Raw genomic sequence first — 12,616 nt, 5'->3', positions numbered from 1 at the left:
GGCACCACTCCCAGGAGGTGCCCCCTCACCTGCCCCCCCCCCCCCCCCCGGGGGGCGCCCGCCGGGGGGGGGGGGGGCCCCCCCCGGGGGGGGGGGCCCCCCCCGGGGGGGGGGGCCCCCCACGCCGCGTCTGCGTCCGCCGCCGCGATCCGGGCGCACGGGGGCCCGTACCGCAACCGCTCCCGGTCGCGCGGCTGTCAAGGCGCATGCCGAGCGGACCGCGCGGGGGAGGTGTCGGCCCGCCGCCAGATCGGCAGCCGTCCCGCCGGTCCCGGGCGAGGAGCAGCTTCCCGACGCGAGGAGCACAGGCGGCGGGGGCGCGCATCCTTTGCGGTCCGTCCAACTGGCCGCGCTCGTCCGACAAATCCCTCCCCGATTTACAGGTACTTGTCGTTCGACTCGAACAGGTGCGTTTCAGGGGGAAATTCGTCGAAGTAGATCGTGGCGGATTCTCCGGTGAGAACGGAGAGGAGGAAGTGCGCACAGGCCTGGGGATGATTTGCCCATTCCGGGCCCCGGCCCTCGTTGAACAGGGTGGTTCACTCCGCCGGATTCTGCCCGGGCCGGCGCACCCAGTACAGCATGGCGCCGCCGCCCTCGATGTAGGCCCAGGGCAGCACCGTGGCCCCGTCGTCCCGCAGGATTTGCGGTGGCTTGGGCTCGACCTGCCACAGGTTGGCCAGGATCTCGGCGCGCGCCTCGGCCTCGTCGAGAAGGTTGTCGTTTCCACTTCTGCTGGGCGGGCCAGTCCGACCATGGCACCGGTCCGGCCGTCGACACCGGGCGGCGCCCCCGCCCCTGTCCTGCGCAGGATCGCCGGACGCGGGCGCTGGACCGATTGGCCCCCAAGAAATCGGAAAAGGCGGTACCGGATTTCTCCGATACCGCCTGCGACCTGCGAAAACGCTGGTCGGGACGACAGGATTTGAACCTGCGACCCCTTGACCCCCAGTCAAGTGCGCTACCAAGCTGCGCCACGTCCCGATGCCCGTGTGACCTGGGGTTTTCCCTGGCCGAACGTGCATGAGAACTCTACCGCACTTGGGTCACTGGTCACGAACCGCTGTGCGCGGGAACGGGCACAGGAGGTGTTGACCTGAAGTCCGGTTGAGGTTGCGGGCTGGTTTTCATGACGACGACATCTTCCGCGACCTCCGGCATGGCCCGGCCGGGTTACCGGGACCTTCATCGGCTGATGGCCCTGATGACGGGCGACGAGAAGCACGATTCCGCCGCCACCTCCACCCTGGACGCGCTCTGGGTGCTCTACGACCGAGTGCTGCGGGTGTCCCCCGAGACCGCAGGGGCCCCGGACCGCGACCGCTTCCTGCTGTCGAAGGGGCACGGCCCGATGGCGTACTACGCCGTCCTCGCCGCCAAGGGGTTCCTCGACGAGTCGCTGCTCGGCGGCTTCGGTACGTACGGGTCGCCCCTCGGTACCACCCCGACAGGACCCTGCTGCCCGGGGTGGAGATCGGCAGCGGTTCGCTCGGGCACGGGCTGCCACTGGCCGTGGGCAGCGCGCTCGGGCTGCGGGCCCAGGGGATCACCGGGCCAAGCGTGTGGGTGCTGATCGGCGACGCCGAACTCGACGAGGGGAGCATCATGAGGTGATCGCGTTCGCCGGACCCGCCGGACTCGAACAGCTGCACACGCTGGTGATCGACAACACCTCCGCGACCCACGGCCGGCCGGGCGGCATCGCTTCCCGGTTCGAGGCAGCCGGCTGGTCCGCGGCGAGTGTCGACGGACGGGATCACGACGCCCTGTACGCGGCGTTCACCACGCCCCATCCGGGCCGGACGCGCGCGGTCGTCGCCCGTGTCGAGCCCAAATCCTGAGCCATGTCCTGGCCCGGCCCATGTCCTGAGACGACCGGAGAGAGGCACTTCTTTCATGGACACCATGCGTGACCGCTTCATCTCGACCACGTCCCGGCTGCTTGACGAGGATCCACGGCTCGCGCTCGTCCTGGCGGACATCAGCGCGGACGGCTTCGGCGCGGCGAGACGCGCCCATCCGGACCGGGTGATCAATGTCGGGATCCGCGAACAACTGCTGGTCGGCGTCGGCGGCGGGATCGCCCTCACCGGGCTCCGGCCGATCGTGCACACCTTCGCGGGTTTCCTCGTCGAGCCGCCCCTTCGAGCAGGTCAAGCTGGACTTCGGCCATCAGGGGGTGGGCGGGGTGCTGGTGAGCGCGGGGGCTTCGTACGACTGGCCGGCGGCCGGTATCACCCATATGCCGCCCGGCGATGTCGCGCTGATGGACACCCTGGACGGCTGGCGGATCCACGTACCCGGTCACCCGGACGAGGCGGAGGCGGTGCTGCGCCGCGCCGCCGCCGGGGACGGCAGGGACTACGTACGGCTGTCCCCGCAGAGCAACGACGCGCCGCGTCCGGTGACCGGGGCCGGGTTTCTGACCGTCCGGGAGGGCCGCGCCGGGGTCGTGATCGCCGTCGGGCGGATGCTGGACAACGTTCTCGCGGCGACCGAGGGGCTGGACACGACGGTCCTGTACGCCACGACCGTGCGGCCCTTCGACGGCGCCGCGCTGCGCTCGGCGGCCGGGCGCGCGGACGCGGCGGACGTCGTGCTGGTCGAGCCGTATCCCGCCGGGACCTCCACAGCCGCCGCGAACGACGCGCCGGCCGACAGCGCCCACCGGGTGCTCGGGCTCGGCCCGGCGTGAGCTGCGCACGTACGGCGAACTCGATGAGCACCTGGCCGCGCAGGGCCTGGACGCGCGCTCGCTGCGCGGACGGATCTCCGCGTTCCTGCCGCGCTGATCTCCGCTGTCCCCAGGGCATCCGGCCTGCGTCACCCGGCCGGATGCCCCTCTCCGGCCTGATCTCGCCGGGCATCACGGGGCGCCACGGGGGACCCTGGTCGTGACGTACGCAGCCGTAGCAGGGAAGGAAGCCAGCCATGTCCGTAAGCGGTGACCTGCTCATCGACGCCTTCGACCGCATCAGTGAGGTCGTCCACGACACGGTCGAGGGGCTCGGACCCGAAGATCTCGCGGCCCGTCCGGACGACGGCGCGAACTCGGTCGCGTGGCTCGTCTGGCATCTCACCCGGATCCAGGACGATCACGTCGCCGACGCGGCCGGGAGCGAGCAGGTGTGGCTGGAGGGGGACTGGGCGGAGCGGTTCGGGCTGCCGTTCAAGCCCGGAGCGACCGGTTACGGGCACTCCCCGCGCGATGTGGCCGCGCTCGGCGATGTCTCCGGCGAGCTGCTGGTGGAGTACCACGACGCCGTGCACGACCGCACCGTCGCGTATCTGGCGACGCTGAAGGACGCGGATTACGCGCGCGTCGTGGACGACGCGTGGACGCCGGCCGTCACGCTGGGTGTACGGCTCGTCAGCGTCGTCTCCGACGACCTCCAGCACGCCGGCCAGGCGGCTTTCGTCCGAGGGTTCCTGGAGCGGCAGTGACCGCGGGCTCAGCCGGCCGACGCATCCGTGCGCGCGGGCGGCGTCGTGTCCGGCAGATACGAGAGCAGTTCCCGGGCCGCCGGACCGGTCCGCTGGTCCTCGGGGAGGGCCACGAAGGCCTCCCAGAGGCAGTCGTCCGCACCGACCAGCGGCACCGTGCACAGGGCCGCAGCCTGTTCCTTGCAGGCCACCGGACGCGGCACGACGGCGATGCCGAGCCCATGGCCGATCAGCTCGATCAGACTGTGTACGTCGTTGACCTCCAGCGCGACCCGGCGTTCCGTACGGGCGGCGGCGAACGCCTGGTCGGTGACACGGCGGGCTCCCCAGTCCGCCTGGAAATCCACGAAGACCTCATCGCCGAGAGCGGCCCATTCCGCCTTCTCCGCACCGGCGAGCGGGTGATCGGGGTGGCAGAGCAACACCATCGGCTCGCGGGCCAGCGGGACCAGCCTGACGCCTTCCGGCACACCGCCGCACACCGCGACGAACGCCAGATCCAGCCGGCCGGCAGCCACGTCCTCGACGAGCGCGGCGGACCCGGCCTGCCGCAGCCGCACCTCTACCTCCGGGTGCTCGGCCCTGAACCTGGCCAGCAGGGCCGGCACATGAACGCCGGCGACGCACTGTTCGGCGCCCACCGCCAACTCCCCCCTGAGCAGCCCCTGCACCGCCGCGACCGCCTCCTTGGCCGCTCGTACGCTCGCCAGCGCTCGGGACGCCTCGGCCAGCAACGCCGTGCCCGCGCCGGTCAGTTCGACCCTGCGGGTCGTACGGACGAACAGGCGTGCGCCCAGCTCGCGTTCCAGAGCGCGTACGGACGCGGAGAGCCCGGACTGCGAGACCATCAGCCGCTGGGCGGCCCGGGTGAAGTGGCGTTCCTCTGCCACGGCGACGAAGTACTCAAGGTGCCGAAGTTCCATGATTGAGAAGGATAATTGCTCAATGCGTTCGCTTTCTTCTATTGGACTCCCCGCCCGACTGCGGCCAGGGTGGGAGACGTCGCGCCGGAACCGGTGGGACTTCTCAGCAGGAAGGACGCGTCATCACCATGAAGACTCGCCGCATCGGGACCGCCGAGGTCAGCGCCATCGGTCTGGGCGCCATGCCGATGTCGATCGAGGGGAGGCCGGACGAGTCCCGTTCCCTCGCCACCATCCACGCGGCGATCGACGCCGGAGTGACGCTGATCGACACGGCGGACGCGTACTCGCTCAACGGCGGGGAGCACGGCCACAACGAGGCCCTGATCGCCAAGGCGCTGGCGTCCCGCAGTGACAGCTCGGAGGTGCTGGTGGCCACCAAGGGCGGCCATCTGCGCCTCGCCGACGGCACCTGGACGCTGGACGGCTCGCCCGAGCACCTGAAGGCCGCGTGCGAGGCGTCGCTCAGCCGGCTCGGTGTCGAGGCGATCGGCCTCTACCAGTTCCACCGTCCGGACCCGAAGGTGCCGTACGAGGAGTCCATCGGCGCGATCCGCGATCTGCTCGACGAGGGCAAGATCCAGCGGGCCGGTACCTCCAACGCGAACCCGGAGCAGATCAGGGTCACCAACGACATCCTCGGCGGCCGACTCGCGTCCGTGCAGAACCAGTTCTCGCCCGCGTTCCGTTCCAGCGAGCCGGAGTTGGAGCTGTGCGAGGAGCTGGGTATCGCGTTCCTGCCGTGGAGCCCGTTCGGCGGCATCACGAAGGCCGCCGGGTTCGGCAGCACCTTCGCGCCGTTCGCCAAGGTGGCCGGGGCCCACGGCGTGAGCCCGCAGGAGGTGTGCCTGGCCTGGCTGCTCGCGAAGTCACCGGTGATGGTGCCGATTCCCGGCTCCAGCCGTCCCGAGACCATCCGCTCGTCGGTCTCTGCCACCGAACTGGTGCTCTCGGCCGACGAGTTGGCGGAGCTGGACGCAGCCTGACGCCGGAATTCCCTCTCCGCCCAACGGCTCGGCCGGCACCTCTCAGACGTGTCGGTCGAGCCAGCCGGTGAGATCTTCCCGCACCCCGATGCGGTTGGTCTCGTTGAGGAGTTCGTGACGGGCGCCGGGGTAGCTCCGCCAGGTCAGGTCCTCGGTGCCGATGTAGCGGAAATCCTCGAGCAGTTCGTACAGCAGGGTCAGCCACAGATTGCACGGGTCGTTCGCGCCGACCGCGATGTGGACCGGCAGGTCGACGGGGATCCTGACGAGGTTGCGCGGATCGTTGATCTTGCGGATGGCGCGTACCCAGTCCAGGGCGAGACCGGCGCTGAGCGGGAAACCGCACCGCTCGTCCACTACATACGCGTCGACCTGCGACTCGTCGCGGGAGAGCCACTCGAAGCCGGTGCGGTACGGGAACGGGTCGTTGAAGGTACCGAAGAGTTCGGAGAAGTACGTGCTCGGCGCGGCGCGTCCCGCTTCCGCGCACTCCCGCTCCAGCCGGTCGACGGCCTGCTCGATGTCCACGCCGGGCAGGGTGCGGAACGTGCCGGTGAGGATGAGCCCGGCCAGTCCGTCGGAGTACTCCTGTGCGTAGTCGCGGGCGAGCATGGAGCCCAGGCTGTGGCCGAGCAGCACCACGGGCACGCCCGGGTGGAGAGTGCGCGCCTGATCGCCTGCGGTCTTCAGATCCTCAACGATCGCCCGCCAACTTCCTCTGCCCGCAGCGCCGTTGGCGTCGTCCCCGGCCCCGGCTTCCGCGACGCCGTACCCACCGGTGTACTGGGCCGTGGCCCCGTGCCCGCGGTGATCGGTCGCGAGCACTCCGTACCCCCTGGCCACCAGATGCTGCGCGAACCCGTCGTAACGCAGAGCGTGTTCGCCCTCGCCGTGGGCGATCTGCACCAGCGCGCGCGGCCTGCCGTTCTCGGGCAGCCAGGTGTACGTGGCGATCTGGACTCCGTCGTGGGCGTGCAGGAGCCCTGGGCGGTACTCGGTCATCAGGCGGCGCCTTCCGGTTCGGTGTCGGGGCCTGTAGCCCCGACTCCCCCGTCCTCCGCCACTCATGCCCGCAGTCCCTGTCCGGCCGACAGGGCCCGTCAGATGAGGCCGTCCTCGCTGTGGTGAATCTGCCGGATCAGCTCCGCCGCGAACGACTTGATGGTGTCCAGACCCGCCCGCCCCCAGTGCCGGGGCTCGGTGTCGGCGACACAGACCGTGCCGAGCGCCAGGCCCGTGCGGTCGATGAGCGGCGCGCCGAGGTAGGAGCGGATCCCGGCAGCGTCCACCAGCGGATTGCCCGCGAACCGGGGGAAGTCCCGTACGTCCTCCAGGACCAGTGCCTTCCGGCGTACCACCACATGCGGGCAGTAGCCGTGGTCGCGGGCCATGGACCGCGCGGCCCCGCCGCCCGGCGGGGCGTACAGCCCGGCGAAGAACTGCCGTTGCTCGTCTATGAAGTTGACCATCGCGTACGGTGCCCCCGTCAGCTCCGCGAGCTGCCGCGCGACCGCGTCGAAGGCGGGCTCGGGCCGCTCGCCCAGGCCGAGCAGGCGCAGCCGCCGCACCCGCTCCGGCGCGTCCTGGTCGACGGGGGTGAGCAGCAGCCTGCCGATGGGGTCATACGTCATGCGCGCGCTCGGGTGCCGGTGAAGTGGTGAGCAGATGCTGGACGAGCGTGACCAGCGTCTGGATTCCGGAGCTGGCGATCCGGGCGTCGCAGAGCACGATGGGCACCTCGGGTTTGAGGTCGATCGCGGCCCGTACCTCCTCGGGGGCATAGCGGTACGAGCCGTCGAACTCGTTGACGGCGACGACGAATCCGATGCCGCGCTGCTCGAAGAAGTCCACTGCGGAGAAGGCGTATTCGAGCCGCCGGGTGTCGGCGAGGATGATCGCGCCGAGCGCGCCGCGCGACAACTCGTCCCACATGAACCAGAAGCGCTGCTGTCCCGGCGTGCCGAAGAGATAGAGAACGTGCCGCTCGTCGAGAGTTATCCGGCCGAAGTCCATGGCTACCGTGGTTGAGGTCTTGGCCTCGATACCGGTCAAGTCGTCTGTGGCCGAGCTGACTTGTGTCAGCAACTCCTCCGTACTCAGTGGAGCGATCTCACTGACCGCTCCCACGAAGGTCGTCTTGCCGACCCCGAAACCGCCGGCCACCAGGATCTTCAGCGCGGTCGGGAAGGGTGTGGACGAGACAGGACCGGACGGAACAGGACCTGACGAAGCCGGTTCGGACTGGGCGGGTTCGCCCCATACGGTTTCGGACAGGGCGGGTTCGGACGTGAAGGGTTCAGAGCTGTCGTCGTAAACCATCGAGCACTGCCTCCAGCAGGAAACGGTCGGTGGGGTTGTGGAAGCTGTCGGGCGGTCGCGCGGTGATCGCTCCGCAGTCCATCAGGTCGGAGAGCAGCACTTTGGTGACCGTGGCGGGGAGCCGCAGACAGGCCGCGACCTCCGCGACCGAGGTGGGTCCCTGGCAGAGCCCGAGGGCTTCCGCGTGTTCCGGGCCGAGATACGCCTGGGGCGCGGTGCCTGTGGACATCACCAGGGTCAGCAGGTCCATCGCGGTGGTGGGCCGCGTCCGCCCGCCACTCACCGTGTACGGGCGGATGAGCCGCCCCGCCGCGTCGTCGAGCCATGGCCCGTCTGTCGGGGCCGACACCCTCACCGTCCCGCGGCACTCTGCGCGGTGCCCGCCGCCTGCCGGAGCGGAGTGCTCAGATACGGCCGTACGCTCTTGACCAGCATCGCCATCTCGTAGCCGAGGACGGCGGCGTCCGCCTCACGCCCCGCGAGTACCGCGAGGCAGGTGCCCGAGCCGGCCGTGGAGACGAAGAGCAGCGTCGAGTCGAGTTCGACCACGACCTGGCGCACCTCACCGCCGTCCCCGAACCGCACCCCCGCGCTGCGCCCGAGGGAGTAGAGCCCGGAGGCGAGAGCGGCCATGTGGTCGGCGCTGTCGGTGTCCAGGCCGTGTACGGATCTCACCAGGCCGTCGGCGGAGAGCAGCACCGCGCTGCGGGTGTACGGGACTCGCTGGACCAGACCGCTCATCAGCCAGTCGAGGTCCGAGACATGGCCGGTCGGCGCATCGCTCGCCATGATGTATCTACTCCTTGGGGGTGGTGTCGTGGCGCTGCTGTTCCCGCTGCTCCGGGGGCGGCTGCGACAGCGGGTCCTCCTGGGACAGCAGGACCTCCTGCGACAGCGGGCCTTCCTGCGACAGCAGGACCTCCTGAGGCAGCAGGACCTCCTGAGGCAGCAGGTCCTCCTGGGACTCAGCGAGGCCGATGCCCCGCCGGAAGGCCGCCATCAGACCGGGGTCGTGCAGCACGGGCTCCACGTCGGTGGGCAGCGGGGCGGGCGCGTCCCGCAACTGCGGGGCCAGGTGTTCCAGGCCCCGGCGCTTGGGCAGTAGCGGTCTGTTCATGGCGTCTTCCGCGGGGCCGCCCGCCGGACTGTCCGGTGGGCTGTCGCCGCTGGCAAGCGCCGGAGCATGGGCCTGTTCGGCCGTGGTGATCCGCGCGGGCGCGCCGTGGGTGACACCGGGCCGCGCGGCGGCGGGGGTGGGCCGACCGGTGTGCCGGCCGCGCATGGGGAGCGGGCCGACTCCGGCGGAGGCGGGGCCGGCCCCGTACTGCGGCTGAGCCGCGGCCTGTTGAGGGGCCGTCCGGTGCGGAGTCTGCTGCGGGGCCTGGACTTGCTGCGGAGCCTGAACCTGCTGTGGATGAGGGGCCTGCTGCGGGCCGGGCGGCTGCTGTGCGGGGACGGGGGCCGGTGCGGCCGGCGCCCCCTGGCCGCCGGCGGCGGCCTGGTCCGCGCCGAGCAGCGCCTGCGGCAGGACGAGTACGGCCTGGACGCCTCCGTAGATGTTCGGCTGGAGGCGGACCGCGATGCCGTGTCTGCGTGCCAGCGCCGAGACCACGAAGAGGCCGATGCGCCCGTCCTGGAGCAGGTGGGCGACGTTGACCTGGTCCGGGTCCGCGAGCAGCGCGTTCATCTTCTTCCGCTCGTCGGCGGGCATACCGAGGCCGCGGTCCTCCACCTCGATGGCGAGCCCGGCCGTGACGTGCTGGACCCGCAGCAGCACAGTGGTGTGCGGCGACGAGAACAGCGTGGCGTTCTCGACCAGTTCGGCCAGCAGGTGGATGACGTCGGCGACGGCGTGGCCGCGCAGTGTGCCGTCGATCGGCGGCACGAGCTTGATCCGCGGGTACTGCTCGACCTCGGCGATGGCCGAGCGCAGGACCTCCGTCATCGAGACCGGATTGCTCCACTGGCGGCGGGAGATGGCACCGCCGAGCACCGCGAGGTTCTCCGCGTGCCTGCGGATCCGGGTGGCGAGATGGTCGACGTGGAAGAGCCCCTTCAGCAGTTCGGGGTCCTCCACCTCGCTCTCCAGGTCGTCCAGCAGCTGGATCTCCCGGTGCACCAGGGACTGGAGCCGCCGGGCCAGATTGACGAAGACCTCCACCTTCTGTTCGTTTCCCACGCTGCTGGAGAGCTGGGACGCCTGCACCACGGCGGCGACGGACGCTTCGTGCGTCCGGCCCAGCTCCCGGGCGAGCAGGTCGAGTTCGTCTCCGGCCGCGGCCACCGGGGGCGGTGTCCGGCGCGCGGGCAGCCGCTCACCGCGTCTGAGCTGTTCGACGACGGCGCGCAGTTCGGCCTGGTGGCGCGCGTTGGCGCGGCGCAGCGCGTTGCCCCGGTCCAGTACGGACCTGACGGCGCGTTCCGCTCCGAGCGCGGCGACCGCGACGGCGGCGAAGGCGAGCAGCGCCATGCCGGTGAGGCCGCACCACGCTCCGGCGGTCGGTTCCACTCCGGTGGACCGCAGGACGAGCACCACGGCGGCGGCGCCGCTCAGCGCCGCGACTATGGCGGGCAGGACGGCCGCGCGCAGAAGCTGCGGACGTATGCGCGCGTCGGGCGGGGCCGGTGCGTCCGGTCCTCCGGGCGTCGGCCTGCCCGGGGGCCTGCCCGAGGGGGTGTCCGTGAGCCGGCCGGCGGACTTGCCGACGCTGCGGGCCGCGGATGACAGCGGGCGGCTGCCCGGCCTGCCGTGCCGCCCGCCCTCGCGGCGTTCCGGCCGCGCGGCGGGTGCGCGAAGTTGAGACATCAGTGTCCTCGGTACGTGGGGCCCCGGGAGTGCGGCACCATGCGGGAGTGAGTGCTGTGGCGCAGCGGCGGGTTTGTACGCATGCCGCACAGGTCCTTAGCCCTCCGTTGCTCTCCGAACACACACGGTAGGCGCCGAACGGTCGCACGTGGAGGGCAGTTGACGAAGTTGCCCCTAAAGCGTCCCGCTCTGGTATGAGCCCTCGCACATCTGCCCGAAATGGCGCATGCGCTGACGACGGGACGGCCGCCCCACACGCAGCGCCACGATCCGGTCGTAGCGGCTTCCGGCGGGGAACTCGGAGGCGGCGAAGGCGTCGGTCTCACCGAGGCCGGCGCCTTCTCGCAGCGCGGCGTAGGCGCGAGCCATGAACAGCGAGGTGCCACAGCCGACCACGGCCGTACGCTCCCCGGGCGCGGGCAACTCGTCCCGCAGACCACCGGCCAGCTCCGCGGCCCGTTCCCAGCATTCGGGCTGACTGGCCAGTTCCGTCTCCACATGCGTCATACGCGTCTCCAATTCCCCGGAACCGATGCGTGTTTCTGATGTCAGAGCCGCGAGGGCAGGCAGGGCTCTGTCCGGTGAACGAGACGGTGACGGGCTTCGGAACGGCGCGAGCCGGCCGTCCCGGTGTTCGGGGCGGCCGGCTCGCGGCGGTGGGTTACGCGGGTGTGGCGGTGTCGGCCGTCTCCCCCGGTTTTCCGGCACCCGGGCTCGCGTCCGGGCCGCCGCCGACGATCTCGTGGACCGCGACGCCCGGGGTGGCGGGCCAGCCGCCGGGGGGCGCGGTCGCGACCGGGCGCCACCACGGGGTGGCCGGGACGGCGTCGCCGGTGGGTTCGAAGGGCTCGCCGGGGATCGGCAGCGCCAGCGCGGCGCCCGCTTCCGCGCCGGCCGCGAGCGTGCCCTCGCCCGGCTCGGCCCACGGGTGCGGCGCCAGGTTGAACGTGCCCCAGTGGATCGGCAGCATCACACCCGACGGCCTGCCGCCCTGGAGGTCGAGATGAGCGCGCATGCCCTCGGCCGGCGTCATGTGGATGTCCGGCCAGTGCTCGCTGTACGCACCGATCTGGATCATGGTGGCGTCGAAGGGGCCGTGCTCGGCGCCGATGTCCTTGAAGCCGGGGAAGTAGCCCGTGTCGCCGCTGTGGTAGATCCGGTGCTCGGGCCCCCGTACCGCCCAGGACGCCCAGAGCGTGTGCTGCTGGTTGCGCAGGCCGCGGCCGCAGAAGTGCCGGGCGGGGGTGGCGGTCAGCCGGAGGTCACCGACCTCCGTGGACTCGTTCCAGTCCAGTTCGCGCAGGCGCGAGGCGGGCACCCCCCAGCTCTCCAGGTGCGCGCCGACACCCAGCGGCACGGCGAAGACCGTGTCCGTGGTGGCGAGCGCCTTGATCGTGGGGAGATCGAGGTGGTCGTAGTGGTCGTGGGAGATGACCACGACATCGACGGAGCCCAGCGACGCGAGCGGTACGGGGGTGGGGTGCAGCCGCTTCGGCCCCGCGAAGGCGAACGGCGAACAGCGCTCGCCCCACACCGGGTCGAAGAGCACGCGCCGGCCGTCGATCTCCGCGAGCACGCTTGAATGGCCCATCCAGGTGAGCCGGAGCCCGGAGGCCGGGGGCTCGGCGATGTCGGCGAGCGTGGTGGGGTACACGGGAATGGTGCCCGCGGGGCCCCGCCGGGCGCGCGACTCCTTGTCGACGTAGACCTTGGCCAGCTCAAGTCCTGAACCGCCGGACGGCCGGGTCCTCGCCCCCACCGGGTTCTGGAACACCCCGTCGGCGAAGTTGGGCGAGCGATGGATCCGCTCCAGCCGCTTTCCCGCCGAGTCGGCCCCGAAAGGGGCGGGCCGCAGCGAGCGCAGCCGGGAGCGCAACGAGTGGGGGGAGCCAGCGCCTGTCACGGCACCTCCTGGAGGTTCGGTGTCGTCCCCATTATGGCCGGGGTCGTACAACGGTGCGGTTCGAGTCCGCCATCAGCGGTACGTCTCCGGCACAGCGGACCTGTCGTGTGCACGCACGGACAACGTCACTGCTGCCCCACAGGTTCCCTGTCACTCCCGTACGGGACACCGTCAGTCACTCCCCGTACGGGGCACCCCGCCGATCAGCCGGACACACGCGGTCCCGGAGACCGGG

10 protein-coding genes, 1 tRNA gene and 3 pseudogenes are annotated in these 12,616 nt (G+C 71.3%); 4 read left to right on the top strand and 10 right to left on the bottom strand.

Features of this window, described 5'->3' with window-relative positions:
* Nucleotides 1–907 precede the first annotated feature (907 nt).
* Nucleotides 908–984: transfer RNA gene (locus ACIP6N_RS03875), tRNA-Pro, on the bottom strand.
* Nucleotides 985–1,129: 145 nt separating this feature from the next.
* On the opposite strand from ACIP6N_RS03875, the pseudogene ACIP6N_RS03870 reads away from it, so the two are divergent.
* The 3 genes and pseudogenes from ACIP6N_RS03870 (at nt 1,130) to ACIP6N_RS03860 (ending at nt 3,444) form a co-directional block, all read left to right on the top strand.
* A pseudogene (locus ACIP6N_RS03870) lies at nt 1,130–1,841 on the top strand (transketolase).
* 55 nt (nt 1,842–1,896) lie between these two features.
* Nucleotides 1,897–2,792, top strand: a pseudogene (locus ACIP6N_RS03865) (transketolase family protein).
* A 139-nt stretch (nt 2,793–2,931) separates the two neighbouring features.
* Nucleotides 2,932–3,444 carry a DinB family protein gene (locus tag ACIP6N_RS03860; RefSeq protein ID WP_401812570.1) on the top strand — a complete coding sequence of 171 codons (513 nt, stop codon included), beginning with the start codon at nt 2,932–2,934 and terminating at the stop codon, nt 3,442–3,444.
* A gap of 8 nt (nt 3,445–3,452) precedes the next feature.
* Here the strand turns inward: ACIP6N_RS03860 and ACIP6N_RS03855 are convergent, their stop codons facing one another.
* On the bottom strand, nt 3,453–4,367 hold the full coding sequence (locus ACIP6N_RS03855) for a LysR family transcriptional regulator (RefSeq protein WP_401812569.1): 915 nt from the start codon (nt 4,365–4,367) through the stop codon (nt 3,453–3,455).
* Nucleotides 4,368–4,495: 128 nt separating this feature from the next.
* Between ACIP6N_RS03855 and ACIP6N_RS03850 the strand changes: the two genes are divergently transcribed.
* Nucleotides 4,496–5,353, top strand: coding sequence for an aldo/keto reductase (locus tag ACIP6N_RS03850; RefSeq protein ID WP_401812567.1), 858 nt, complete (start codon nt 4,496–4,498; stop codon nt 5,351–5,353).
* 42 nt (nt 5,354–5,395) lie between these two features.
* Here ACIP6N_RS03850 and ACIP6N_RS03845 read toward each other — a convergent pair whose 3' ends face one another.
* The 8 genes and pseudogenes from ACIP6N_RS03845 to ACIP6N_RS03810 all read right to left on the bottom strand — a co-directional run bounded on the left by ACIP6N_RS03845 (nt 5,396) and on the right by ACIP6N_RS03810 (nt 12,381).
* Nucleotides 5,396–6,355: an alpha/beta fold hydrolase gene (locus tag ACIP6N_RS03845; RefSeq protein ID WP_401812565.1), complete on the bottom strand. Its 960-nt coding sequence runs from the start codon at nt 6,353–6,355 to the stop codon at nt 5,396–5,398.
* A 98-nt stretch (nt 6,356–6,453) separates the two neighbouring features.
* Entirely contained in the window at nt 6,454–6,984 is a 531-nt protein-coding gene (locus ACIP6N_RS03840) for a GAF domain-containing protein (RefSeq protein ID WP_401812564.1), read from the bottom strand.
* Nucleotides 6,974–7,672, bottom strand: a complete 699-nt coding sequence (locus ACIP6N_RS03835; protein WP_401812562.1) for a GTP-binding protein — start codon at nt 7,670–7,672, stop codon at nt 6,974–6,976. Before ACIP6N_RS03835 ends, ACIP6N_RS03840 begins: the two co-directional genes overlap by 11 nt.
* Complete coding sequence (locus ACIP6N_RS03830; protein ID WP_401812561.1) at nt 7,650–8,021, bottom strand: DUF742 domain-containing protein; 372 nt, start codon at nt 8,019–8,021, stop codon at nt 7,650–7,652. The genes ACIP6N_RS03835 and ACIP6N_RS03830 overlap by 23 nt, the downstream gene beginning before the upstream one ends.
* Before the next feature lie 2 nt (nt 8,022–8,023).
* Complete coding sequence (locus ACIP6N_RS03825; protein WP_401812559.1) at nt 8,024–8,461, bottom strand: roadblock/LC7 domain-containing protein; 438 nt, start codon at nt 8,459–8,461, stop codon at nt 8,024–8,026.
* A gap of 7 nt (nt 8,462–8,468) precedes the next feature.
* Nucleotides 8,469–10,478, bottom strand: a complete 2,010-nt coding sequence (locus tag ACIP6N_RS03820; RefSeq protein ID WP_401812557.1) for a sensor histidine kinase — start codon at nt 10,476–10,478, stop codon at nt 8,469–8,471.
* Between the two features lie 258 nt (nt 10,479–10,736).
* Nucleotides 10,737–10,985: pseudogene (locus ACIP6N_RS03815) on the bottom strand (sugar isomerase); the annotation flags it as partial.
* 154 nt (nt 10,986–11,139) lie between these two features.
* Nucleotides 11,140–12,381: an MBL fold metallo-hydrolase gene (locus tag ACIP6N_RS03810; protein ID WP_401812556.1), complete on the bottom strand. Its 1,242-nt coding sequence runs from the start codon at nt 12,379–12,381 to the stop codon at nt 11,140–11,142.
* Between the last annotated feature and the right edge of the window lie 235 nt (nt 12,382–12,616).

Source organism: Streptomyces sp. NPDC088725 (assembly GCF_044751305.1).
In the GTDB taxonomy this organism is placed as follows: Bacteria; Actinomycetota; Actinomycetes; order Streptomycetales; family Streptomycetaceae; genus Streptomyces.
This window is presented reverse-complemented; position numbering and strand designations above follow the sequence as displayed.

Bases quoted from the DNA above. Each gene is read 5' to 3' on its own strand.
- ACIP6N_RS03860 (WP_401812570.1), top strand. From the start codon at position 2,932: ATGTCCGTAAGCGGTGACCTGCTCATCGACGCCTTCGACCGCATCAGT.
- ACIP6N_RS03855 (WP_401812569.1), bottom strand. From the start codon at position 4,367: ATGGAACTTCGGCACCTTGAGTACTTCGTCGCCGTGGCAGAGGAACGC.
- ACIP6N_RS03850 (WP_401812567.1), top strand. From the start codon at position 4,496: ATGAAGACTCGCCGCATCGGGACCGCCGAGGTCAGCGCCATCGGTCTG.
- ACIP6N_RS03845 (WP_401812565.1), bottom strand. From the start codon at position 6,355: ATGACCGAGTACCGCCCAGGGCTCCTGCACGCCCACGACGGAGTCCAG.
- ACIP6N_RS03840 (WP_401812564.1), bottom strand. From the start codon at position 6,984: ATGACGTATGACCCCATCGGCAGGCTGCTGCTCACCCCCGTCGACCAG.
- ACIP6N_RS03835 (WP_401812562.1), bottom strand. From the start codon at position 7,672: ATGGTTTACGACGACAGCTCTGAACCCTTCACGTCCGAACCCGCCCTG.
- ACIP6N_RS03825 (WP_401812559.1), bottom strand. From the start codon at position 8,461: ATGGCGAGCGATGCGCCGACCGGCCATGTCTCGGACCTCGACTGGCTG.
- ACIP6N_RS03820 (WP_401812557.1), bottom strand. From the start codon at position 10,478: ATGTCTCAACTTCGCGCACCCGCCGCGCGGCCGGAACGCCGCGAGGGC.